At 60.7% G+C, this 23,478-nt stretch carries 26 protein-coding genes; 18 read left to right on the forward strand and 8 right to left on the reverse strand.

What is annotated here, in order from left to right; translation table 11 throughout:
- Positions 1-14: 14 nt before the first annotated feature.
- The 3 genes from BOA8489_RS11930 to BOA8489_RS11940 are packed head-to-tail and all read left to right on the forward strand — an operon-like array spanning position 15 to position 3,418.
- A complete protein-coding gene (locus BOA8489_RS11930) occupies positions 15-749 on the forward strand; it encodes an RNA methyltransferase (RefSeq protein ID WP_093974260.1) in 735 nt (244 codons plus the stop codon).
- A 54-nt stretch (positions 750-803) separates the two neighbouring features.
- Positions 804-1,949, forward strand: coding sequence for a heme A synthase (gene ctaA, locus BOA8489_RS11935; RefSeq protein ID WP_093974261.1), 1,146 nt, complete (start codon positions 804-806; stop codon positions 1,947-1,949).
- Entirely contained in the window at positions 1,946-3,418 is a 1,473-nt protein-coding gene (locus BOA8489_RS11940) for a carboxypeptidase M32 (RefSeq protein WP_093974262.1), read from the forward strand. The genes ctaA and BOA8489_RS11940 overlap by 4 nt, the downstream gene beginning before the upstream one ends.
- A gap of 63 nt (positions 3,419-3,481) precedes the next feature.
- Here BOA8489_RS11940 and BOA8489_RS11945 read toward each other — a convergent pair whose 3' ends face one another.
- Positions 3,482-3,871 (reverse strand): DUF1801 domain-containing protein, encoded by a 390-nt coding sequence (locus BOA8489_RS11945; protein ID WP_093974263.1) that lies wholly within the window; start codon positions 3,869-3,871, stop codon positions 3,482-3,484.
- A 55-nt stretch (positions 3,872-3,926) separates the two neighbouring features.
- Between BOA8489_RS11945 and BOA8489_RS11950 the strand changes: the two genes are divergently transcribed.
- Positions 3,927-4,349: a PaaI family thioesterase gene (locus tag BOA8489_RS11950; RefSeq protein WP_093974264.1), complete on the forward strand. Its 423-nt coding sequence runs from the start codon at positions 3,927-3,929 to the stop codon at positions 4,347-4,349.
- 146 nt (positions 4,350-4,495) lie between these two features.
- Entirely contained in the window at positions 4,496-4,618 is a 123-nt protein-coding gene (locus tag BOA8489_RS20950; protein WP_281256193.1) for a hypothetical protein, read from the forward strand.
- 22 nt (positions 4,619-4,640) lie between these two features.
- Here BOA8489_RS20950 and BOA8489_RS11955 read toward each other — a convergent pair whose 3' ends face one another.
- Positions 4,641-5,654 (reverse strand): ribose-phosphate pyrophosphokinase, encoded by a 1,014-nt coding sequence (locus tag BOA8489_RS11955; RefSeq protein ID WP_093974265.1) that lies wholly within the window; start codon positions 5,652-5,654, stop codon positions 4,641-4,643.
- 119 nt (positions 5,655-5,773) lie between these two features.
- On the opposite strand from BOA8489_RS11955, the gene BOA8489_RS11960 reads away from it, so the two are divergent.
- Complete coding sequence (locus BOA8489_RS11960) at positions 5,774-6,367, forward strand: 2-hydroxychromene-2-carboxylate isomerase (RefSeq protein ID WP_093974266.1); 594 nt, start codon at positions 5,774-5,776, stop codon at positions 6,365-6,367.
- 14 nt (positions 6,368-6,381) lie between these two features.
- Positions 6,382-7,146, forward strand: a complete 765-nt coding sequence (locus BOA8489_RS11965) for an alpha/beta fold hydrolase (protein ID WP_093974267.1) — start codon at positions 6,382-6,384, stop codon at positions 7,144-7,146.
- Positions 7,147-7,153: 7 nt separating this feature from the next.
- Here BOA8489_RS11965 and BOA8489_RS11970 read toward each other — a convergent pair whose 3' ends face one another.
- Positions 7,154-7,438, reverse strand: a complete 285-nt coding sequence (locus BOA8489_RS11970; protein ID WP_093974268.1) for a hypothetical protein — start codon at positions 7,436-7,438, stop codon at positions 7,154-7,156.
- 26 nt (positions 7,439-7,464) lie between these two features.
- Positions 7,465-8,475: a GTP 3',8-cyclase MoaA gene (gene moaA / locus BOA8489_RS11975; protein ID WP_093974269.1), complete on the reverse strand. Its 1,011-nt coding sequence runs from the start codon at positions 8,473-8,475 to the stop codon at positions 7,465-7,467.
- An 80-nt stretch (positions 8,476-8,555) separates the two neighbouring features.
- On the opposite strand from moaA, the gene BOA8489_RS11980 reads away from it, so the two are divergent.
- Both BOA8489_RS11980 and BOA8489_RS11985 read left to right on the forward strand, forming a co-directional pair.
- A complete protein-coding gene (locus tag BOA8489_RS11980; protein WP_093974270.1) occupies positions 8,556-8,999 on the forward strand; it encodes a hypothetical protein in 444 nt (147 codons plus the stop codon).
- The gene (locus BOA8489_RS11985) at positions 8,986-10,614 is read left to right on the forward strand and encodes an AMP-binding protein (protein ID WP_093974271.1); all 1,629 of its coding nucleotides are present in this window, start codon (positions 8,986-8,988) and stop codon (positions 10,612-10,614) included. The genes BOA8489_RS11980 and BOA8489_RS11985 overlap by 14 nt, the downstream gene beginning before the upstream one ends.
- 29 nt (positions 10,615-10,643) lie before the next feature.
- On the opposite strand, the gene BOA8489_RS11990 is transcribed toward BOA8489_RS11985, so the two are convergent.
- Genes BOA8489_RS11990 through glmU form a run of 3 tightly spaced genes read right to left on the reverse strand, consistent with a single transcriptional unit; the run spans position 10,644 to position 14,491 of the window.
- Entirely contained in the window at positions 10,644-11,324 is a 681-nt protein-coding gene (locus tag BOA8489_RS11990) for a DNA alkylation repair protein (RefSeq protein WP_093974272.1), read from the reverse strand.
- Complete coding sequence (gene glmS / locus BOA8489_RS11995; RefSeq protein WP_093974273.1) at positions 11,321-13,135, reverse strand: glutamine--fructose-6-phosphate transaminase (isomerizing); 1,815 nt, start codon at positions 13,133-13,135, stop codon at positions 11,321-11,323. The genes BOA8489_RS11990 and glmS overlap by 4 nt, the downstream gene beginning before the upstream one ends.
- Before the next feature lie 3 nt (positions 13,136-13,138).
- The gene (gene glmU, locus BOA8489_RS12000; protein ID WP_093974274.1) at positions 13,139-14,491 is read right to left on the reverse strand and encodes a bifunctional UDP-N-acetylglucosamine diphosphorylase/glucosamine-1-phosphate N-acetyltransferase GlmU; all 1,353 of its coding nucleotides are present in this window, start codon (positions 14,489-14,491) and stop codon (positions 13,139-13,141) included.
- Positions 14,492-14,615: 124 nt separating this feature from the next.
- On the opposite strand from glmU, the gene BOA8489_RS12005 reads away from it, so the two are divergent.
- Positions 14,616-15,281 (forward strand): HAD-IA family hydrolase, encoded by a 666-nt coding sequence (locus BOA8489_RS12005; protein WP_093974275.1) that lies wholly within the window; start codon positions 14,616-14,618, stop codon positions 15,279-15,281.
- A gap of 10 nt (positions 15,282-15,291) precedes the next feature.
- Here the strand turns inward: BOA8489_RS12005 and BOA8489_RS12010 are convergent, their stop codons facing one another.
- On the reverse strand, positions 15,292-15,939 hold the full coding sequence (locus BOA8489_RS12010; protein ID WP_093974276.1) for a LysE family translocator: 648 nt from the start codon (positions 15,937-15,939) through the stop codon (positions 15,292-15,294).
- 120 nt (positions 15,940-16,059) lie between these two features.
- Here BOA8489_RS12010 and BOA8489_RS12015 point away from each other — a divergent pair, with 120 nt between their 5' ends.
- The 8 genes from BOA8489_RS12015 (at position 16,060) to BOA8489_RS12050 (ending at position 23,405) form a co-directional block, all read left to right on the forward strand.
- A complete protein-coding gene (locus BOA8489_RS12015) occupies positions 16,060-17,223 on the forward strand; it encodes an acyl-CoA dehydrogenase family protein (protein ID WP_093974277.1) in 1,164 nt (387 codons plus the stop codon).
- 61 nt (positions 17,224-17,284) lie between these two features.
- On the forward strand, positions 17,285-17,587 hold the full coding sequence (locus BOA8489_RS12020) for a hypothetical protein (protein WP_176440287.1): 303 nt from the start codon (positions 17,285-17,287) through the stop codon (positions 17,585-17,587).
- Positions 17,584-18,027 (forward strand): hypothetical protein, encoded by a 444-nt coding sequence (locus tag BOA8489_RS12025; RefSeq protein ID WP_093974279.1) that lies wholly within the window; start codon positions 17,584-17,586, stop codon positions 18,025-18,027. Before BOA8489_RS12020 ends, BOA8489_RS12025 begins: the two co-directional genes overlap by 4 nt.
- A complete protein-coding gene (locus BOA8489_RS12030; RefSeq protein WP_093974280.1) occupies positions 18,024-18,830 on the forward strand; it encodes an EcsC family protein in 807 nt (268 codons plus the stop codon). Before BOA8489_RS12025 ends, BOA8489_RS12030 begins: the two co-directional genes overlap by 4 nt.
- The gene (locus BOA8489_RS12035) at positions 18,827-19,333 is read left to right on the forward strand and encodes a lysozyme inhibitor LprI family protein (protein WP_245813812.1); all 507 of its coding nucleotides are present in this window, start codon (positions 18,827-18,829) and stop codon (positions 19,331-19,333) included. Before BOA8489_RS12030 ends, BOA8489_RS12035 begins: the two co-directional genes overlap by 4 nt.
- Positions 19,330-20,934 (forward strand): carboxyl transferase domain-containing protein, encoded by a 1,605-nt coding sequence (locus BOA8489_RS12040; RefSeq protein WP_093974281.1) that lies wholly within the window; start codon positions 19,330-19,332, stop codon positions 20,932-20,934. The genes BOA8489_RS12035 and BOA8489_RS12040 overlap by 4 nt, the downstream gene beginning before the upstream one ends.
- A gap of 132 nt (positions 20,935-21,066) precedes the next feature.
- On the forward strand, positions 21,067-21,495 hold the full coding sequence (locus BOA8489_RS12045; RefSeq protein WP_093974282.1) for a thermonuclease family protein: 429 nt from the start codon (positions 21,067-21,069) through the stop codon (positions 21,493-21,495).
- Positions 21,492-23,405 carry an acetyl/propionyl/methylcrotonyl-CoA carboxylase subunit alpha gene (locus BOA8489_RS12050; protein ID WP_093974283.1) on the forward strand — a complete coding sequence of 638 codons (1,914 nt, stop codon included), beginning with the start codon at positions 21,492-21,494 and terminating at the stop codon, positions 23,403-23,405. The genes BOA8489_RS12045 and BOA8489_RS12050 overlap by 4 nt, the downstream gene beginning before the upstream one ends.
- The last annotated feature ends 73 nt before the right edge of the window (positions 23,406-23,478 follow it).

The following is a 23,478-nucleotide window of genomic DNA, read 5'->3' on the forward strand; positions in this document are numbered from 1 at the left end:
GGAGCCGTTTATACATGACCCAGCCCGCTTTTGTCCTTGTTCGTCCGCAGATGGGCGAAAACATCGGTGCGGCGGCGCGGGCGATGTGGAACTTTGGGTTGGATCGGATGCGCGTCGTGGACCCGCGCGATGGCTGGCCGAACCAGAAGGCCGTGGCGATGGCGAGCGGGGCCGGGCGGCTTTTGGATGAGGCGCAACTGCACGGGGATTTGGCGGACGCGATTGCGGATCGGACGTTTGTTTTTGCAACGACCGCGCGGTCACGGGATTTGACGAAGCCGGTCTATTCGCCCGAAGAAGCGATGGTCGAGACGGTGCGTCGGATGGCCTCTGGTGAGCGTGTTGCGGTGCTGTTCGGGCCGGAACGGGCGGGCCTGGAAAATGAGGATATCGCAAAGGCGAATGCGATCATATCAGTGCCAGTAAACCCCGAATTTCCTTCGCTGAATCTGGCCCAGTGCGTGCTGCTGACGGGTTATGAATGGCGACGGGCGACCAGTGATGTGACGCCGGTTGACGTCGAGTTGGCGGGGACGGAGATGGCCTCGCAACTGGAGGTCGAAAAGCTGGCTGAGCACTATGAAGAACGACTGGATACGGCGGGGTTTTATTTCCCCGAGACGAAGGCCGAGGGCATGAAACGCACGATGCGGAATATGTGGTCACGGATGCCGATGACGCGGGCGGATGTGCAGCTTTTCCACGGTGTGCTGCGTCAAATGGTGCGCTGGAAAGAGCGCGGCGATTGACTGGACGGCGCGGGGGCCGGGGCCTACATTCCGGGTCAATGAACGGAGCAGGACATGGCTGAAAAACGCAGCATTTTCGAAGAGGTCGCAAGCGATTCCAAACCGGTAGCGACGCCGAAAGGCGGACTGATCGACGGGGCGAAGAAGGGTGCCCGCGGGGCGATCCGGCGCTGGCTGATGGTGCTGTTCGCGCTGGTCGTCGTGATGATCGCAGTCGGTGGACTGACGCGTCTGACAGACAGCGGGTTGTCGATCACCGAGTGGCGTCCTGTGACCGGGGCCTTGCCTCCGATGTCGGAAGCGGCGTGGGAAATCGAGTTGGAGAAATACCGCCAGATCCCGGAATATCAGTTACAAAACAAGGGCATGAGCATGTCCGAGTTCAAGGTGATCTACTGGTGGGAATGGGGACATCGCCAGCTTGGTCGAGTGATCGGCCTCGTCTGGGCGCTTGGATTTGTTTACTTTTTGTTAACCAAGAAAATCCCGAACGGGTGGACTGGGCGGTTGTTGCTTTTGGGCGCTTTGGGCGGCTTGCAGGGCGCGATTGGCTGGTGGATGGTTGCCTCGGGGCTAACCGGAACGATGCTGGACGTGGCGTCTTACAGGCTGGCGACGCATCTGGGTCTGGCCTTTGTGATTTTAGGCGTGATCGCATGGTTCGTGATGCTTTTGGGGCGCTCGGACGCGGACCTGCTGGCCGCGCGGCGGGCGCGGGAGGGGCGCTTGTTCGGGATGGCGACGGGCCTCACGCATTTTGTGTTTCTGCAAATCCTTCTAGGCGCTTTGGTGGCCGGGATCGACGCGGGGCGCAGCTATAACGAATGGCCGTTGATGGGTGGTTCGTTTGTGCCGCCGACGGCGTTCGATTTGGAGCCTGTGTGGCGAAATTTCTTTGAAAACGCCGGGCTTGTACAGTTTATGCATCGCGTCACGGGGTATCTCTTGCTTGCGTTTGGCGTCGTCGTCTGGTGGCGGTCGCGCGGGTCGGGCAATGCGCAAACTCGGTTTGCGTTCAATCTGGTTTTGGCGCTGATGGTCGTGCAGATGGTGATCGGCATCATGACGGTGCTGTATTCCGCACCTTGGACTTTGGCCATTCTACACCAGTTCACGGCGGTGTTGCTTTATGTGGCAATTCTGCGCGCGCGTTTTCTGGCGCAATATCCGCGTGCTCAATCGTTGAGAGGCAGAAAATGACCGCATTTCAGGAGCTTATGGCGTTTCAGCGCGAGACCGAGGCCTTGGGGCAAGTCATGGGGCGGCTTGGCTGGGACCAGGAAACGGTGATGCCTTCGGGGGCTGGTGCGCAGCGCGCCGAGGAAATGGGCGCTTTGGATGGCGTGTTGCACGCACGGCGCACAGACCCGCGCATTGGCGAGTGGCTGGAGGCTGCCGAGGCGCCGGATGAGGCGGGCGCACGGCAGTTGGATGAGATCCGTTTTGTGTTCGAGCGTACGCAGCGGGTGCCGGCACGACTGTCAGCCGCCCTGGCGCGCACAACGTCTCTGGCGCACCGGGCCTGGGCCGAGGCAAGGGCTGCGAATGACTTTGAGATGTTCGCGCCGAAGCTGTCGGAAGTGCTTGATCTAACCCGGGAAAAGGCGGCGGCCCTGGCGGATGGCGGTGATCTTTATGACGCGCTCTTGCAGGACTACGAGCCGGGCGCGAGCGGGGCGGAATTAGAGGCGATGTTCGGGGCATTACGGCCGCGATTGGTCGCCTTGCGCGAGCGTGTGCTGGGGTCTGAGCGCGTTGTGCCGCCGATGGACCGGGCCTTTGATGAAGCCGGACAACTGGCGATTTCGACGACGCTGGCGGCGGCGTTCGGATATGATCTGAACCATGGCCGCATAGACAAGGCGGTGCATCCGTTTTCCAGTGGGTCGGGGTTGGATGTGCGGATCACAACGCGAACCGAATTGCATAACCCAAGCAATTGTTTTTATTCGACGATCCATGAGGTGGGCCACGCGGCCTATGAGCAGAACGTGGACGGTGCGTATTTGCTGACGCCTCTCGGATGCGGGGCATCGATGGGGGTGCATGAGAGCCAGTCGCGGATATATGAGAACCAGTTGGGGCGTTCGCGCGCGTTTACGGGCTGGCTTTATCGACAGATGCGCGGTGTGTTCGGGGACTTTGGTGTGGCGAACGAGGATGACTTCTATGCCGCGATAAACCGTTGTAATACCGGGTATATTCGCACCGAGGCGAATGAGGTGCATTATAACCTGCATGTGCTGTTGCGGTTCGATCTGGAGCGGGATCTGGTGGCGGGGCGGCTTGAGGTGGCGGATTTGCCAGAGGCCTGGAATGCACGCTTTTTCAAAGACTTCGGCGTCGAAGTTGATGTTCCGGCAAACGGGGTCTTGCAGGACGTACACTGGTCGGAAGCCTTGTTTGGATATTTTCCGACATATACGCTTGGTAACGTCTACGCGGGATGCCTCAATGCGGCGATGCGGGCAGAGGTTTCGGGGCTCGATGAGGCGTTGTCGCTGGGCGATACAAGGCCCGCAACCGACTGGCTTAAAACGAAAATCCAGCGTCATGGGAAACGGTATCAGCCGAAGGACCTGATCGGGAAGGCCACTGGTGCGGCTCCGAGTGAAGCGCCTCTGCTGGAGTATCTCGAAACGAAATTCGGCGGCATTTACGGCCTGTAAAGGCGATGTCGGTATCACGTCGGTACAACGTCGGTTTCGCGTCGGTGCGACCGTTTTGCGGGTTTACGTTGGCTTAACGTCCCAATGGTTGCGCAGATCTGCAAGACCGGCACGGATCAGATCGTGCACGGCGTTGGGGTCCACGCGGTCCAGTCCGGGGATGTACCAGCAGCTTTTGCCGCGTTTGTGCGGTCCAAGGCGTTGGGCGATGTCCCCGAAGTCCGCGTAGCCAGGAAGAATGTGGAGTGCGACGTCCCGGCTGCGGATATTGAAGCCGGTTGCGAAGAAATCGCCGTGGCGACCGCTTTCGTATGTGTAGTGGTATGTGCCATAGCCGATCATTTTACCCCAGAGACGGGGGGTCCAGCCGGTGGCTTTGCGAAAGAGCGCATCGAGGCGCTCGGCTTCGGCGCGCTTTTTCGGGTCGGTGAAGACGTCTAGTGGGTTTCCCACGGGCCGGTCCTTTGACACTGTGACACCAGATTATCACGAGGCGGAGCGCGCGGCTATGAACACGAAACTGACCTTGGAAGAATTGCGCGCGTTTATTGCAAGAGAGTTTCCGCAGATGGCGGATGTTTACCGCGTAGATGCTATTGCGCCGATGTGGGCGCGCGTGTCGATGATGCCCGATGAACGCCATTTGCGACCCGGAGCGACGGTCTCGGGTCCGGTGATTTTCGGGCTGGCGGACTGCGGGATGTATTTTGCGCTTTTGGCGACGATCGGGCCGGAGGCTTTGGCGGTGACGACCAATGGCTCGATTGATTTCATGCGAAAACCTTTGCCAGGCCGTGCGTTGATCGCCGAAGTGACGCTGTTGAAAGTCGGCCGGGTTCTGGCGGTTGGCGATGTGGCGGTGCGTTCCGAGGGGGCCGACGGGATGATTGCGCGGGCGACCTTGACCTATTCGATTCCTCCGAAAAAGTGAGGGCTCTGCCCTCGGCCCGCTGGGCCTCACCCGTGGTATTTTTCGAAAGGGTGAATGACGTAAACGCTTTGTTTCCGTTTGCAGGGTAGGTCGGAGGCGTCCCGGTGTTTAGACAGGAGGTGTGGATAGCTGGGGGGCTGTTGAAAATGCCAAGACGATTTGTAGCGTTTGTGCGTGGCGATCCGGATGCGGTGCCGGGCGATTACCTTTTGGCGATCGTGGCCGTGGTCGGGATCATCTTCGCGGTGCTGGCGCGCGCGCTGTACTGAGCACACGCGCCTTGGTTGGCGGTCAGGAATACATGCCGTCGTAGATCGGTTCGAGCGATTCCGGGTCGAACAGACTGGAGACGGATGTGCCGTGCCAGATGTTCAGGATGGCCTGGGCAAAGATCGGCGCGGTCGGCACGATGCGGATATTTTTGGCGGCCTTGGTGGCTTCGGTCGGCTCAATCGAATCGGTGATCACGAGGCTTTTCATTACGGAATTCGTGACCCGCTCGATGGCAGGGCCGGAGAGGACGCCATGGGTGATGTAGGCGTGGACTTCCTTGGCGCCTGCGTTCAACAGGGTTTCGGCGGCTTTGCAAAGCGTGCCGGCGGTGTCGACCATGTCGTCGACGATGATGCAAATCTGGTCGGTTACGTCGCCGATAACGGTCATTTCCGCGACTTCGCCAGCTTTTTCGCGGCGTTTGTCGACGATGGCGAGGGCGCAGCCCACGCGGGTTGCAAGTTCGCGGGCGCGGGCCACGCCGCCGACGTCTGGTGACACCACCGTGACGTTGTCGAGTTTGCCTTTGAATTTGTGCTTCACGTCCAGTGAAAAGACCGGCGAGGCGTAGAGGTTGTCGACCGGAATATCGAAAAAGCCCTGAATTTGTGCCGCGTGCAGGTCCATCGTAAGGACGCGTTCGATGCCAGCCGAGACCATCATGTTCGCAACAAGTTTGGCGGTAATCGGTGTGCGGGCCTTGGTGCGTCGATCCTGACGGGCGTAGCCGAAATAGGGTACGACGGCGGTGATGCGGGCCGCCGAGGAACGGCGCAGCGCATCGGTCATGATCAGCAGTTCCATCAGGTTGTCGTTGGCCGGGTTCGAAGTGGATTGCAGGATGAACATGTCCTCGCCACGGACGTTTTCAAAGACCTCGACGAAGATTTCACCGTCATTGAAACGCTCGACGCGGGCGTCGACCAGACCAACGTTCATCCCCCTGTGCATCGACAATCGCCGCGAAACGGCTTTTCCAAGGGTCGGGTTCGCATTCCCGGTGATGATCTTCGGTTCCTGGTGATTTGGCATGAGCAGCTTGGTCCTGATGCGGGTCGCGCCACAGTTTGTGACGGATTCGTGACGTTGACACCGCTTAGCATGAGCCTAGGGTCACGCGAAACATCCCTTTAGGCGGAAGGCCGGACGAAATGCCCCATATCGACTATTATCTCGCAACAATCTCTCCGAATTGCTATTTTGCAGGCACGCGTCCGGCAGAAGTTGCGGCGAAACATGGGTGCACGATCACCTATAGACCGCTGGATATCATGGGATTGTTCGCGCGCACGGGCGGCACGCCTCCGGGGCAGCGCCATCCGTCGCGTCAGGAGTATAGGTTGATCGAGATAGAGCGCACAGCGGAATTGTTGGGGGTTTCGGTAAATGCCAAGCCGGCGTTCTGGCCGACAAATCCGGCGCCGTCGTCTTATGCGGTGATCGCCGCGCAAGCCGCGGGCGGCGGCGATGTAGGCGCATTGGTAGCCGGACTGACTGCGGCCTGCTGGCGCGACGAAAAGAACATCGCCGAGGACGAGGTGATCAAGGCCTGTCTGGAAAGCGCTGGATTTGATCCTTCGCTGGCGGATTCGGGGCTTTTGTCGGGGGCTGAAGCCTATGAGGCGAACCTTGAAGATGCGGTGAATGCAGGAGTGTTCGGGGCGCCGTTTTTTGTCACCGATGATGGTGCGCGGTTCTGGGGGCAGGACCGGATCGATGCACTGGACCGGCATTTGGCCGGTTAAACTCCGAGGGCGATATGGCGAGACAGATCGGATTTATCCACAGCGGGTTGGCGGATGCCAGTGCGTGGGATGGTCTGGTCGAAGCCTTGGCCTTGGATTTTGAGCCGGTCTTGATCGAGTTGCCCGGCCACGGGACAGCCGAGGACTGGGACACATCGCGCGACTTTTCGGATCAGGCGGTCGAGATTGCGCTGGACGCTTTGCCATCCGAGCCGGTGCCTTTGATCGGGCATTCGCTGGGGGCGGTGATTGCTCTGCGTCTGGCGGTTGAGAAGTTCTATCGGGTGTCGTCGCTGGTGATGATCGAGCCGGTTTTCTTCGCGGCGGTCAAAGGGACGGACATCTTCGACAAAGCGGCGCGGGATACGGCGCCGTTCGTGCGGAAGTTGAAGGACGGCAGCGATGCGATGGCGGCGCGCGCCTTTGTTGCCCTTTGGGGAAATGGCAAGCCCTGGGACGATCTTCCCGAAGCGCGCCGGCGTTACATAGTGGACCGAGTCGGGCTGATCGAGGCGGCCGATCCGCTTTTGTGGCAGGATCGTCCGGGACTGTTGCGCGAGGAGAGGCTAGAGGAAATCGAGGTGCCTGTGACGCTGATCGAGGGTGGCAAGACGCATCCGGTGGTGCCGGTGATTATTGACGCATTGGGGCGTCGGATTGCGAACGCAGAAGGCATCACTATTCCGGGTGCGGGTCATATGGTGCCGATGACGCATCCAAAAATCGTCGCGGAAGCGATACGCGGACGGCTTGTCTGGGAAGAGGATCCGGCGGGTTAGTCCGACATCAGCTCTCCAGAACCGCGGCGGTGAAGATCGTCGGTTCCGAGCGGCGTTGCCCTTCGTTGACGCAAATCGCATCGGCCGTCGAAACGCTCATCGAGTCGGGGCGGTCGATGGCACTGTCCCATATGACAAGGTCCCGTGTGTAGAGTTGGCAGGTCACAACGCCGGCGGGCGTGTCGATTTCAACAGGTTCTGACTCGTAGCTTTCCGGAGAAACGCAGGCTGCCAAACCCGCGACAAGCAGGGCAAAAAGGGATGCTTTGCGCAAAGCTGGTGCCCCAGGCATTCTTTGGATCCTCACGTTAATACTTCTTAACCGCCGGTGTGAGACATGTGCCGCGAGACCTGCCCATCTGCTTGCTGGCGCGAGTAATCAAAATCGTGCCCTTTTGGTTTCCGGGCGATCGCCGCGCGAATGGCGTCCTGAAGCGGCGCGTTCGTGTCAGGGTGGGCGCGCAGCGGACCGCGAAGATCGGCGTTGTCTTCTTGTCCGAGGCACATGAACAATTCGCCCGTGCAGGTCAGACGGACACGATTGCAGCTTTCGCAGAAGTTGTGAGTAAGCGGCGTAATGAACCCGATTTGTTGCCCGGTTTCTTCGATCCGGCTGTAGCGTGCGGGACCGCCCGTGCGGTGCGCCAGTTCGCTTAGGGTGTAGCGTTGGGCCAGTTCGGATTTCAGTTCCTTGAGGCTCCAATATTGCCCGATGCGGTCCTCGCCGCCGAGGTCGCCCATCGGCATGACTTCGATGAAAGTGAGGTCCATTTCGCGGCTGGCACACCACTCGGTCAGCGTGAAAAGTTCATCTTCGTTAAAATCCTTTAACGCGACGGTATTAATCTTAACGCGTAGCCCGGCGGCCTGCGCGGCGTCGATGCCCCTAAGCACCTGAGGCAGTCGGCCCCACCGCGTGACACGGGCAAATTTCGCCTCGTCCAGTGTGTCGAGTGACACGTTAATCCGGCGCACTCCTGCGGCATAAAGATCGTTCGCGAAGCGCGCCAACTGACTGCCGTTGGTGGTGACGGTGAGTTCCGAAAGCGCTCCGCTTTCAAGATGTCGCGACATCGCCCTGAAGAACGTCATGATATCACGTCGCACAAGCGGTTCGCCGCCCGTGATGCGCAGTTTTTTCACGCCCAGATCAATGAAGGTCGAGCACATGCGGTCCAGTTCTTCGAGGGTCAAAAGCTCTTTCTTGGGCAGAAAGGTCATGTTCTCGGCCATGCAATACACACAGCGAAAATCGCAGCGATCCGTCACCGAGACCCGAAGGTAACTGATCGCGCGTGCAAATGGGTCGATGAGAGGTGCCGTTTCCATGCGAAAGAGGGTAAGGTGACGTCGGGCTCGCCGCAAGGGCCGAGGGGGCGGGAAGCGCGTTATTTCGGGAGGTAAATGTGATGCGAAAGTCGTTCGGAATAGGAGTTGCGTTCGCGCTTGCGGGCTGTGTTTCGCAGTCCGAACCGGTAGTTGCGCCACCTGAAGTTGTAGTCGCTGACGCATTGGATGTCGTGGCTCCTCCGGCCGACGCGCGGAGTGTTGACGAGTTCGATACGACGACCGAGGCGCAGCGCGTGGCCGCGCTTGAGCCCGCGCAGGAAGGGGTTCTTCTGGGGGAAGCGGTTCTCAGTCTGGGCGATCCCGGACGGACCGGTTTCTGGGTGGAAACCGATCTTGTTTCGGCAAACGGACAGGGGCGTATCGCGCTGAAAGACAGCGACAGGGAAGTGGACGTAGAGTTGCTGGTTGGCACTGGCAGCGGACGTATATCGCTGGCTGCATTGCGCCTTCTCGATGTGGATTTGACGTCATTGGTGGAAGTAAATATTTATGAATATCAGTGATCTAAGTCTACTTCCGGCAGGCAATTGGGCCGAGGTCAATCGTGCATTCACATGGCGGGTCCAACCGGACTTTTCCATGGCGCGCGCCTGTTGCGACGACTGGGCGCGCATGTCTCCTGACCGCACGGCGATCATTGATCTGGCAGAGGATGGAACGCGCGTCGTCTGGACCTTTGGCAGGCTGAAAGACGCTTCGGACCGTCTGGCAGCAGCGATGCGTCATGCGGGCGTCAGAAAGGGAGATCGCGTGGCGATCTTGTTGTCGCAGTGTCCCGAAGTGATGGTTGCGCATTTCGCCGCGATGAAGCTTGGGGCGGTGGTTTTACCTTTGTTTACTTTGTTTGGTGAAGACGCACTGTCGTATAGGTTGATCGACAGCGGCGCAGTCGTGGCTGTCACGGATGCGGCGCATCTTGATAAGCTGGTCGGCGCGGCGGCAGGGTCGGCCCTTCACACCATCGTGACGAAAGGCGGGGTATCAGCGGCGGGCGCGCCACGCATCGTGTCGTGGGAAGACGCCTTGGCCGGGGCGCAGGTTGATTTTCGTGCCGCGCAGGTCGGCGCCGAAGACCCGGCCGTTCTGATCTACACCAGCGGTACGACTGGCGCACCCAAAGGCGCGCTCCACGCGCATCGATTTCTGCTCGGGCACCTGCCATCGGTCGAGATGGTTCTGGAGCGGCCACGCGCAGGCGATATCGCCTGGACTCCGGCGGATTGGGCATGGATCGGGGGGTTGATGGATCTGGCTATGCCGACCTTGTATTTTGGTCTGCCGTTGGTGTCGCAGCGTATGCGCAAGTTCGACCCCGAGGCCGCGTTTCGTCTGATCCGGGACGAGCGGATTTCGATCATGTTCTTGCCGCCCACGGCCTTGAAGATGATGCGTCAGGTGGAGGTGCCGCGAGGGCTTTCAACGCGGGCGATCGGTTCGGGTGGAGAAAGCCTCGGCGCGGATTTTCTGGCCTGGGGTGTTAACGAATTACGTGCTCCGATTAACGAACTATATGGTCAGACCGAATGTAATCTGGTCGTCTCTTCGAGTGCAGGTCTGGGAGTGACGAAGCCCGGCACGATGGGGCGCGCTGTTCCGGGGCATGAGGTCGCGATTATCGACGAAAGTGGAACGCCATTGCCGGCGGGGGAGGTTGGTGAGATCGCGGTCAGGCGCGGTGATCCTGTGATGTTTCTCGGGTATTGGAATTTGCCGGATAAAACGAAGGAGAAGTTCGTCGGCGACTGGCTGCGCACCGGCGATCTGGGGCGCGCGGACGAGGAAGGCTATCTTACATACGTCGGGCGCGACGACGATGTCATCACCTCGGCGGGGTATCGAATTGGGCCGACCGAGATCGAAAACTGTCTGATCGGTGACCCGGACGTGGTTAACGCAGCGGTTGTTGGTGTCCCGGATCCGGCGCGGACGGAAATCGTTAAGGCCTTCGTCGTCGTCCGTGAAGGCGCCCCTGTTGAGGGTCTGAGCGAGCGGTTGATCCAGCGCGTGCGCGACCGGGTCAGTCCGCATGTTGCGCCGCGCGCGGTCGAGTTTCTGGAGGCCCTGCCCGTGACAGCGACAGGCAAAATCATGCGGCGGGTTTTGCGCGAAAGGGGCTGAAATGGGACCGGTACATGCTGTCTTAAACATCAGCCTAGAAGGCGCGTGGCTTCTTTTCGTGCGAAGGGTTTCATCTGGTCACCATGGGCGTCGATAAATGCGCGCGTGCGGTTCGGATCTCGCTTTGACAGGTCGCGAAGCCACCAGGCGACGGCCTTTTGGATGAACCAATCGGGATCGCTCACATATGCGGCGGCCCATCCGAGGATGCGTTCCCGCTGCCCAATTTCGTCCGGTTTCGGGTCTCGGTTTTTGGTCCATGGAAGCGTCATGACGAGTGCCGCCCGACGCGTCCACATGTGATCTGATCCGGTCCACAACTCCACCGCATCGAGGCGGGTAGGATCCCACACCAGCCGCTTTTGACCGGCGATCGAAGCGTGGTCGGCGATGGCCCATGCGTCGAAGTCCGGAACCCAATTCTGGATCAGCTCCCAAGCGGCCGAATCGTTTGGGCGAATGCGGGCCTGGGTCAGAAGCTTGGCCGCCGCGATGCGCGCTTCGTGAATATTCGTGTCCCAAAGATCGGCCGCAAGCCGCAGGCGGCTGTCGAGATCAAGTGTCTTGCGCCAGTTTCTTGTGCACTCGTCGATCACGGGGTTGGCGACGCCAAGATAGGGGCGTTCGGCTTTATGATAGCGCGCCATTTCGGCGGATTTTGTAGCGTCCGCGGTCCGCTTCAGGTCGGCAAGCGCGTCATCCAAGGTCATTCGACAGTGACCGATTTCGCCAGATTGCGTGGCTGATCCACGTCGGTGCCTTTTGCGACGGCGGTGTGATAGGCCAGCAACTGCGCAGGGATCGCGTAGAGAATTGGCGCGAGCAAATCGGAGATTTCGGGCATGGTGATGACCGCAGTCGTACCGTCGCCTGCCTCTTTTGCGCCGGCACTGTCGGTCACAAGGACGACCCGGCCACCGCGCGCCATGACCTCGTGCATGTTCGAAACGGTCTTGTCGAAAAGCGTGTCGCGCGGTGCCATGACAATCACCGGAACCGCAGGATCAATCAGCGCGATGGGGCCATGCTTCAACTCACCGCTGGCGTAACCCTCTGCGTGTATATAGCTGATTTCTTTCAGTTTTAACGCGCCTTCCAAGGCAATTGGATACATCTGGCCACGCCCGAGAAAGAGTATGTCGCGAGCCTTTGACAAGTCCTTTGCGATTGCCGCAATGGCTTCGTTTGCCCCAAGAGCCGACGAGATTCGGCCGGGCAGAGTGTGAAAGTCAGCGACATGGGATCGCAGATCCTCGGCCGAAAGCATGCCGCGATCCTGTCCGGCCTTGAGAGCTAGCGCGAGAAGAACCGTCAACTGGCAGGTGAAGGCCTTGGTCGAGGCGACGCCGATTTCAGTGCCCGCAAGGATCGGTAATGCGATGTCGCTTTCGCGCGCGATCGAGCTTTCGGCGACGTTGACCACGGAGAGGATCCGCGCTTTTTCCGCGACGTGACGCAGCGCCGCGAGGGTGTCGGCGGTTTCACCCGACTGCGAGACGAAGATCGCAAGTGTTCTGGGGCCGATGGGCGGGCTGCGGTAGCGGAATTCGGAGGCGATATCGACTTCGACCGGAATTTGGGCGAACCGCTCGATCCAGTATTTTGCCGTTGCGCAGGCGAGATACGCAGTGCCGCAGGCAACCATGACAATGCGATCAATTTGAGTGAAATCCGGAGTATTGTCCGGGAGGTTCAGTCCGTTTTCGGTGATGTAGTGTTTGATCGTGTCCGCCAGAACAGTCGGTTGTTCGGCGATTTCCTTGGCCATGAAGTGTTTGTGGCCGCCCTTTTCGATCTGACTGGCATCGATCAGAACGCGGCGGATATCACGGTTTGCGCGCTGGCCCTTGGCGTCGAAAATCGTAACGCCTGCCCGTGTTATTTCGGCGCGGTCGCCTTCTTCAAGATAGGTGATCCGGTCGGTCATGGGCGCAAGGGCGATGGCGTCCGAACCAAGGAACATTTCGCCGTCGCCGTGCCCCACTGCAAGCGGCGAGCCTTTGCGTGCGGCGACGATCAGGTCGTCTTCGCCATCGAACAGAAACGCCAATGCAAAAGCTCCCTCCAACCGCGCGATCGTCTGTTCGGCGGCGTCGCGAGGAGCCAGACCCTGATCGAGATAAGACTGGGCAAGCAGGGAAATGGTTTCGGTGTCGGTTTCGGACTGGGCGGTGTAACCCTTGTCTGCCAGGTCCGTGCGCAGTTGCTTGAAATTTTCGATTATGCCGTTGTGCACAACGGCGACCGGTCCGGATTGATGCGGGTGGGCGTTGGTCACCGTGGGTGCGCCGTGGGTCGCCCAGCGGGTGTGTCCGATTCCGCTTTTTCCGGCTAATGGATTGTGAACGAGGAGGTCGGAAAGGTTAACGAGCTTGCCCACCGCGCGTCGGCGTTCGAGTTTGCCGCTATCGACCGTCGCGATGCCTGCGCTGTCGTAGCCGCGGTATTCCAGCCGTTTCAGCGCTTCGACAAGTGTCGGTGCCGCTTCGTGATTTCCGAGAATTCCGACGATGCCACACATGGGTTAACCTTTCTTAACGGCAGCTTTGGCCGCCCGCAGTTTTTGAAACAGGCGGCGGGCGAGGCCCGTCTTGTTTTCCTGTCGTGGCCGGCCAATGGCCATATCGCCGTCGGGCACATCGCGCGTGACGATTGTGCCGGTCGCCGTCATCGCTTCGTTGCCGACGGTGACAGGGGCCACCAGCATGGTGTTCGAACCGATGAAGACGCGCTCGCCGATCTTGGTCTTGTGCTTGAAAACACCGTCATAATTGCAGGTAATCGTGCCGGCGCCGACGTTGGTTTCGGCACCGATTTCAGCGTCGCCGATATAGGAAAGATGGTTCACCTTGGCGCCGTCGGCGATGGTTGCGTTCTTGATTTCAACGAAATTGCCGATCTTGACGTCGTTGGAAAGCTCGGCGCCAGGACGCAGACGCGCGTAGGGGCCGACGACCGAACCTGCGCCGACGTGCGCGCCTTCGAGGTGCGAAAAGGCACGAATCGTGGCGCCACTTTCAACCGTGACGCCGCGCGCGAAAACCACGTGTTGTTCGACAATGGCATCTCGTCCGAAATGGGTATCGTAAGAAAAGTAAACGCTGTCGGGGGCGAGGAGAGTGACGCCGTTGTTCATGGCATCCCGTCGCGCGTTCGCCTGAAAGACGGCTTCGGCTGCAGCAAGGTCTGCGCGGGTGTTGATGCCAAGCGTCTCGGCTTCGGGGCAGGTAACGACTTTGGATGTCAGGCCTTCTGTGCGACCAAGTTCAACAATATCGGTGAGGTAATACTCGCCCGCCGCATTACCGTTGCCAACGGCGCCTGCCAGACGAAGGAGCGTGGATGCTTCGGCCATGATAACGCCGGAATTACATAGAGTTACAGCGCGCTCGACTTCGGTTGCGTCCTTCCATTCGACAATCCGCGTCAGCGTATCGCCGTCGGTCAACAGACGACCGTAACGACCTGGATCGGCGGCGTTGAACCCGAGAACGACGATATCGGCCCCGTCCTTTCGGGCGGCGGACATGGCTGACAGGGTATCGGGGCGAATGAAGGGCGTGTCGCCATAAAGGACGACGGCGTCGCCGGTGGCATCCTTGAGAACAGGCACGGCCATGGTGACGGCGTGGGCAGTTCCGAGCTGCTGGTCCTGCTCGACGACGCGGATATCTTCATCAAGGTTAATGACCGTATCGCGCACAGCGTCGCCGCCGTGGCCGACCACGACGACGCGCACGTCCGTTTCGATGGCGTGGGCGACACTCAAAACGTGGGTAATCATCGGGGCGCCGGCGATCTGGTGGAGGACCTTGGGGAGGTCGGATTCCATGCGCGAGCCGCTCCCTGCTGCGAGAACGATGAGGTGGATCGACATGCCTGCTCTTTCCTTTTGTTGCTTGCCGTTTTAGCCGCATTGGGCCAGTCCGCAAGTCGGGAGGGCTTCACTTGATGTTGCGCGAGGTTACATCAGTTTGCAGTCTTTTGCCGATGGAGAAGCTATGAAGACGGTTGTTTTTGATCTGGATGGAACCCTTGCGGACACAAGTGCCGATCTGATCGCGGCGGCAAACGCCTGTTTCGAGGGGTTGGGTCATGGGGCATTGCTGGACCCGTTGACGGATCAGTTAACCGCGTTTCACGGGGGGCGGGCCATGCTGCGCCTGGGGTTTTCACGGCTGGATCGTGCGACATTCGAGGCGGATGTGGATCTGCAATATCCCAAACTTCTCAAGCACTACGGCGATCATATTGACGTTCACACAACGCTTTATCCAGGTGCCGAGGCGGCTGTTGAGCGGCTTTTGGCGGCGGGGTACCGCACGGCGATCTGCACCAACAAGCCAGAAGGGCTGGCCGAAACTTTGATGCAGAAACTGGGGGTTCGCGGGCTTTTTGGCGCGCTTGTCGGAGCCGATACGCTGGCCACGCGCAAACCGGATGCGGCGCCGTATATTGCCTGTGTCGAGCAGGCGGGTGGCGCGGTCGAGACCTCGATCTTGGTCGGTGACACCGAAACGGACGTGAAAACGGCGCGTGCGGTGGGCGTGCCTTGCGTGTTGGTTGCGTTTGGTCCGGAGGGGCCGGGCATTGCGCGTTTAACGCCGGATGCCATGCTTAACAGTTATGACGATTTGGACATGATTTCGGAAGTTTTGCTGAAGTAAATCTGAGTTACTACAGAAATTCTTGAGCGATATCCCAGAGAACAAGCGCCCCAAGGCCACAGAAAAGTACTCCGAAGACGATCGAGACCGCGTAGCTTGCGTTTTCGAACGCGCGCATAACGGAGCCGGTGGAAAAGAAAAGGGCAGCGATCGAGTTCAGAATTGCCGCAAGAAGTCCAATCTGGAAGGCGATCACGACCATCAACCAGACCGCACCATCTGGCGGAATGAAAGCCGTGAGGATTGAGCCGAAAAACAGCGCCGCCTTGGGGTTGGTCATCATCACCAGATAGGCGGTACGGAACGGCGCAGTTGTGGCGGGCGAGGCCATATCAGGTGACAGTTTGAAAACACCGCCACGCCGTGCTGCGCGAAAAGCGTTTATTCCCAGATAGATAAGATAGCCGCCGCCGATCACGCGCAAAGCCAGATAAAGCGGCGGGAATAGCTCAAAAATCACAGCGATCCCCGAGACGGCGATCATCGACCACGTAAGAGCCCCGGCGGCGATGCCCATGGCTGCGCGCAGACCCGCTGCACGGCCCGCCGTTACGGATGCCGTGATAACGGTCAGATGGTTCGGTCCCGGCGTGGCCCAACCGACGGTCTGGATCACCGCGATCGGGACGAGAATGGCAAAGACGGCGGAATAGTCCATGTAATCTGCCTACGTTGCATTGGCGTTGTTGCAAAGGGTCAACGTGTGTGAGCGCGATTGACCGGTTTGGCGTTAACCTGTATTAATTGAACAAGCGTTCATTAACGGGAAGTCGATGCGATGTTTGCCAGTTCTATGCGGTTTGATTTGGGCGAGGACGTGGGCGCGCTTCGCGATCTGGTGCATCGCTGGGCGCAGGAACGCGTCGCGCCGCTTGCTGGCGAGATCGATGCCTCAAACAGCTTTCCGAATGAGCTTTGGGCCGAAATGGGCGCGCTTGGTCTTTTGGGGATCACGGTTGGCGAGGACCATGGCGGGACGGGGCTTGGGTATCTGGCGCATGCGGTCGCGGTCGAGGAAATCGCGCGGGCCAGCGCGTCAGTGGCGCTGTCGTACGGTGCGCATTCGAACCTCTGTGTGAACCAAATCCACCTGAACGGGACCGAGGCGCAGAAAGCGCGGTATCTGCCGAAGCTGGTCACGGGCGCGCATGTGGGCGCTTTGGCAATGAGCGATTCCGGGGCGGGATCGGATGTAGTGTCGATGTCGCTGAAAGCCGAGCGGCGCGGTAATGTCTATGTGCTGAACGGCTCGAAATACTGGATCACCAACGGGCCGGACGCGGATGTTCTGGTGGTTTATGCCAAAACGGATCCAGCTGCGGGCTCGAAGGGGATCACGGCATTCATCATCGAAAAGGAAATGTCGGGCTTTTCGACTTCTCCGCATTTCGACAAGCTGGGGATGCGCGGGTCGAACACGGCGGAGTTGATCTTTGTTGACGTGGAAGTGCCGGTTGAGAATGTGCTGGGGGAGGAAGGGCGCGGAGTGCGGGTATTGATGTCGGGTCTGGATTACGAACGGGTCGTGTTGGCGGGGATCGGGCCGGGGATTATCGCTGCCTGTCTGGACGAGGTCATGCCCTATGTTGCAAGCCGCAAGCAGTTTGGGCAGCCGATCGGGTCGTTTCAGCTGATGCAGGGCAAGATTGCGGACATGTATACGGCGATGAATTCGGCGCGGGCCTATGTCTACGAGGTGGCCAGGGCCTGTGATCGGGGCGATGTGACGCGGGCGGATGCGGCGGCGTGTTGTCTGTATTCAGCTGAGGTCGCGATGACGCAGGCGCATCAGGCGGTGCAGGCGATGGGCGGGGCCGGGTTCATGGCGGATGCGCCGGTGGCGCGGCTGTTTCGGGATGCGAAACTGATGGAGATCGGTGCGGGCACGTCAGAAATTCGGCGGATGTTGATCGGGCGCGAGATGATGGGGGCGATGGCGTGAGGGTCGCGATGGTCTTTGGAGGTGCTTTGCCTGTGGTGGCGGGTGCGGGGCGGCGATGAGTATGTCGCCCTATATCAAGATGCCGAGACAGGTCGTGCGGGCGACGATTGTCTTGTGTCTAGGGGCGGCGGCCTTCGGGCTGTGGTTGGGCAACAAGAGCGTGCCGAGCGAGACGGATGTGATCGAGGCTGGCGCCGCGTTGTTCGTGGCGGAAACCGGCGGCGACGAGATGGACTGCGTCGGGGTGCCGGGGACGGGGTTGGTTTGGATTGCCGTACGGTGCGGCGGCGATGCAGACGCGCGGGTTTACCTGTTCAGTCGGCAAGGCACTTTGATGGCGCCGGATGGCGGGCCTGAGGCATGAGGGCGTTCGGTGCATTGATGTCCCGGATGTCGGGGTTTCGCTGCACCGAGTGTGGCGCTGTCTTGCGGTATTTCCCGCTGCTTGGCACGGCGGAAGGCGGTTTGGGCGGACAGAGCGCCGAGGCAGTCGCCTGTGATGTTTGCGGGGCGGGGATGTGTCTGGTTGAACATCGGGGTTGGTGGAGTCCGTTTCGGCTGGTGATCGGGATATTGCCCGAGCTGGTGCTGGCCTTTGCCGTCCTGTTGATCGTGCGGTGGCTGATGGACGCGACGCTGGTTTCCGGCGTGGGTGTCGTTCTTGTGGTGCTGGGCAAGGCGGCCTTGTTTTTGCCGGTCGGCATGGCGGTGGCGGTGCTGGAGAACCGGGCAAATCATCGGGTTTCGGCAGTTGCGTCCCTATATAGTGCGCGTGGGCGTGAAGATCTGGAGGATGCGACGTGAGGGAAATCGAGACCAAGCCGGGGCTGAACCGGGTGCTGGCCGAGCAGGACGCGTACCGCGCCGCGCCGCCCTCGGCCTTGCCGCGCATGATGCGGTCGTTGTCCAAGCCGGTTGGTTTGCTGACCCACCGCCTGATCCCGCCGGAAGCGGTTGAATTGGCGATCCGGGGGGCGGATTGGGCGGCGTCGAGTTCGATCCGCAAGGCGGCCGTTCAGCATGATTTCGCTGACCTTGAGGCCTGCGAGGACGCGGTAGCGGATGTGCGACGCTGGGCGCTGGGTTATGCGGCGACAGGCGGCGGTGCGGCGGGCGCCTTTGGCGCTTTGGGTTTGGCGGTGGATGTTCCGGCGACGATTGCTTTGGCGCTGCGCACCGTGCGGCTGACGGGGCTTTGCTATGGCTTTGGCGGCGATAGCGAGGTCGAGCGGGTTTATATTCTGGAAGTCCTGAATTTGGCTGGGGCGAACTCGGCCGAGGAAAAGGGCGATGCGATGAAGCGGCTGGAGCGTGAGCGAAGTGAGATCGATCCCGAAAGCTGGCAGAAGATCGTGCGGCTGACGGGGCAGACCAGCGGAACTCTGGCGGCGACACGGCGGGTGGCGACGACTTTGGGGGTGAACCTGTCGACGCGCAAACTGGCTCAGGTGACGCCGATCATCGGGGCGGCCGTCGGCGCGGGTGTGAATGTGGCGTTTCAGAACGATGTCGCGGCCGCGGCGCGGTTTGGCTATCGCGCGCGCTGGCTGGAGGTGAATGAGCGCATCATCGAGGGTGCGGTGGATGTGACGGAGGCGGGGACGTGAGGTTTGTCTTTGCCTTGATGGCTTTGATGGGCATCGGTGTAGGATCGGCGGGGGCGCAGGATATTTCCTTCACCATGGCGCCGACGCAGGTCTGTCTGGCCGAGGCCGAAGGGGCCGTGCGGTTCGATTGCATTGGGACTGCGGCGCAGTATTGCATGTCAAAGCCCTCGGGGGGATCGACAGTTGGCATGGGGTTTTGTCTGGGCCGCGAGCTTGGGGAATGGGACGATCGTCTGAATGCCGCCTATGCCGAGCTGCGGCGTGTTGAGCAGCTTGTGATGGATGAGGCTGAACGGATGGAATTGCGGGTGCCGGACACGGTGCTTGCTTTGCGCGAGATGCAGCGGGCCTGGATCCGCTTTCGCGACGCAAGCTGCGCTTATGAATTCAGCACATGGGGTGGCGGAACGGGCGGCGGTCCGGCAAATGCCGCGTGCTTGCTGGACCTTACGGGGCGGCAGGCTTTGCGTCTTGAAGACCGTTTGCAGGAGCGTCGTCGATGAAACTGATCTCGGCGGTGTCGCCGTCTTCGGATGCCTTTCGGGCCAATGAGACAGCCAATCTGGAGGCTTTGGAGGTTGCAGGTGAGGCGGTGGCTCTGGCGGCGTCGGGTGGTGGTGAAAAAGCGCGGGAGAGGCATGTGGGGCGGGGTAAGATGTTGCCGCGCGACCGAGTGGCGGGATTGCTGGATCCGGGGTCTGTGTTTCTGGAAGTGGGCGCGACGGCAGCGCATGGAATGTATGACGGGGCCGCGCCCGGTGCTGGCATGATTGCCGGCGTGGGGCGCGTGCAAGGCATTGACGTCATGGTCATTTGCAATGATGCGACCGTGAAGGGCGGGACGTATTATCCGATGAGCGTGAAGAAGCATTTGCGCGCTCAGGAGATTGCCGAGACCTGTCATTTGCCGTGTGTTTACCTGGTGGATTCAGGCGGGGCGAACCTGCCCAATCAGGATGAGGTCTTTCCCGACCGCGATCATTTCGGGCGGATTTTCTATAATCAGGCACGGATGTCGGCGGCGGGAATTGCGCAGATCGCGGTGGTGATGGGGTCTTGCACGGCGGGCGGAGCTTATGTGCCTGCAATGTCGGATGTGACGATTATCGTGAAAGATCAGGGGACTATATTTCTGGCGGGGCCGCCTTTGGTGCAGGCGGCGACGGGTGAGGTGGTCTCGGCGGAGGATCTGGGCGGCGGCGATGTGCACACGCGCTTGTCCGGTGTTGCAGATTATCTGGCCGAAGATGATGCGCATGCTTTGGCTTTGGCGCGGCAGACTGTTGGGAATTTGAACCGGCGGGTGCCGGACAACGTGGTTTGGGCCACGCCTGAGGATCCGGCCTATGATCCGGGCGAATTGCTCGGGGTTGTGCCGGGGGATTTGCGGGAGGCTTATGACTGTCGTGAGGTGATTGCGCGGCTGGTCGATGGCTCGCGGTTTGATGAGTTCAAGGCGCGGTTTGGCGAGACCTTGGTCTGCGGGTTTGCGCATGTGATGGGCTGTCCAGTCGGGATCATTGCCAACAACGGAGTGTTGTTGGCGCAGAGTGCCGAGAAGGGTGCGCATTTTGTGGAACTGTGTTCACAGCGGCGTATTCCATTGGTTTTCTTGCAGAATATCACCGGGTTCATGGTCGGACGGGCTTATGAGAACGCGGGGATCGCGCGGGCCGGGGCGAAAATGGTGACGGCGGTCGCGACGACGAACGTGCCGAAGATCACGATGATTATTGGTGGCTCGTTTGGGGCTGGGAACTATGGAATGGCTGGGCGGGCGTATTCGCCCAGGTTCCTGTGGACATGGCCGAACTCGCGGATTTCGGTGATGGGCGGTGCACAGGCTGCGGGGGTTCTGGCGAGTGTGAAGCGGGCTGGGATTGAACGGTCTGGCGGGAGTTGGTCGGACGAAGACGAGGCGACGTTCAAGGAGCCGACTTTGGAGATGTTCGAGCGGCAGTCGCATCCTTTGTATGCTTCGGCGCGGCTTTGGGATGACGGGATTATTGATCCGCGGAAGTCTCGGGATGTGTTGTTTCTGAGTCTGAAAGCTTCGCTGAACGCGCCGATCGAGGAGACACGTTTTGGCGTGTTTCGGATGTAGGATGGGACGTCGGTACAACGTCGGTTTCACGTCGGTTTCACGTCGGTGCGAGCGTTCGGTCGTGTCATGGGATTTTAAGAGGATATCGGGCCTCCGGCGGTGGTATTTGAGAAAGGGTAAAGGTGGTGGGTCGTGAGGGGCGCGCGCGCATTCGCTTGGGTCGCGGTGGTGGTCGTCGGGTTTGGCTGTGCGTCAGTCGTGGGTGAGCACGAGGCGGCTGAATTGCCGGGGTGCGAGATCACGCGGATCGTGGATGGCGACACGGTGGATGTGGATTGTGGCGGCGGCGTGGACCGGGTGCGGCTGATGGGGTTTGACACGCCGGAGTCGTTTCGCGCGCAATGTGCGTCGGAAGCCGCGCGAGCGCGGGCGGCGGAGCGGTATCTGGCGGGTGAGATTGCGCGGGCGAGGGTGGTGGATTTTGCCTTTCGGGGGCGGGATCGGTTTGACCGGCGTCTGGCGGTGATGCGCGTGGACGGGCGCGATATTGCGGGTGTGATGGTCTCGGCGGGACATGCGCGTTTTTACGACGGCGGGCGGCGGCAGGGGTGGTGCGGATGATTTCAACATTGCTGATTGCGAACCGGGGCGAGATTGCTTGTCGGGTGATTGAGACGGCGCGCAAGATGGGGATCGAGACGGTTGCGGTCTATTCGGACGTGGATGCGCGGGCGCGGCATGTGGACCTTGCGGATCGTGCGGTGCGGATTGGCGGGGCGGCTCCGGGCGAGAGTTATCTGCGCGGCGATCAGATCATCATGGCGGCGTTGGAGGCGGGCGCGGATGCGGTGCATCCGGGGTATGGGTTTTTGAGCGAGAACGCGGCGTTCGTTGGGGCGGTTGAGGCGGCGGGGTTGATCTTTGTGGGGCCGTCGGCAGAGGCGATCCGCGCGATGGGGTTGAAGGACCGCGCCAAGGCCTTGATGGCCGATGCGGGGGTGCCTGTGGTGCCTGGGTATCATGGGGAGGATCAGGAGCCGGGGCATTTGGAGGTCGAGGCGGCGGAGATTGGTTTTCCGGTCTTGATCAAGGCGGTCGCCGGCGGTGGCGGCAAGGGGATGCGGCGCGTGGATGGGCCTGCGGGCTTCATGGATGCGTTGGAGAGTGCAAAGGCCGAGGCGCTGGGCGCGTTCGGCAACGATGCGGTTTTGATTGAGAAGTATGTAACCAAGCCTCGGCATATCGAGGTTCAGGTGTTTGGGGACGGCACGCGGGCGGTACATTTGTTTGAGCGCGATTGCTCGTTACAGCGGCGGCATCAGAAGGTGATCGAGGAGGCGCCGGCGCCGGGGATGACGGAAGACGTGCGCGCGGCGATGTGTTCGGCGGCGGTGCGGGCGGCTGAGGCTGTTGGTTATAAGGGTGCGGGGACGGTGGAGTTTATTGTCGATGCCTCTGAGGGGCTGCGCGCGGATCGGTTCTGGTTCATGGAGATGAACACGCGCTTGCAGGTCGAGCATCCGGTGACGGAAGCGATCACGGGCGTTGATCTGGTGGAGTGGCAGTTGCGGGTCGCGGGGGGAGAAGGCTTGCCGGTTTCGCAGGGTGACCTGGCGATTTCGGGACATGCGATGGAGGCGCGGCTCTATGCGGAGGATGCAGAAGCCGGGTTTTTGCCGTCGGTGGGGACGTTGGAGCACTTGCGGTTCCCCGAGGGGGTGCGGGTCGATACCGGCGTGAGCGAAGGTGATGTGATCCCGCGTTTTTACGATCCGATGATTGCGAAATTGACGGTTTGGGGTGCGGATCGGAGGGCGGCTTTGCGCGGAATGGCGCGGGCGCTGGAGGGCACGGAAGTGGCCGGGACTGTGACGAATGTCGGGTTTTTGAGTCGGCTCTTGGCGCACGAGGGCTTTCAGTCCGGGGATGTGGATACCGGGATCATTGATCGCGATGGGGCGGGTTTGGTTGCGAATGCGCCGATGTCCGAGGAGGCGCGCGCGATTGCGGCGGTGACGGCATTGGGGCTTGGGGGTGGTGCTTTGCAGGGGTTTTCGCTTTGGGCGCCGTTGTCGCATTTTGTCGGGATTGGAGAAGATGTGCTGCGCGTGACGCCTCGGGCTGGGGGGGCGGACGTAGAGGTTTCGGGGCAGCTTTTGCGACTGGTGTCTGAGGTTGATGGTTGGCGGGTGGATGGCGAAAAGGTCGGGCTGAGGGCGATGCGGACCTCGGGTGGGGTGCAGGTGTTTGGGCGCGGTGGAGGTTTCGTGGCTTTAGCGGACCCGTTGGCGCGGGGCGGTGTGGAGCGCAAAGGCGCGGTCTTGGCGCCGATGCCGGGGCGTGTCGTACGGGTTGCGGTGTCGACGGGGGATACAGTGCGCGAAGGAGATGTGCTGGCGGTGCTGGAGGCGATGAAGATGGAGCATCGGTTGTTGGCGGCACGCGACGGTGTTGTGGGCGAGGTCTTGGTGCGGGCTGGCGATCAGGTTGAGGCGGGTTTGGAGTTGGTACGTCTGGAGGATGAGGCGTGAGGGAGGTTTTTGTTTGCGCCGCGTTGCTGCGCATCGCGGTGCGTCCCGCGGGGATATTTTTGCCAAAAAGATG

The organism is Boseongicola aestuarii (genome assembly GCF_900184815.1).
GTDB lineage: Bacteria > Pseudomonadota > Alphaproteobacteria > Rhodobacterales > Rhodobacteraceae > Boseongicola > Boseongicola aestuarii.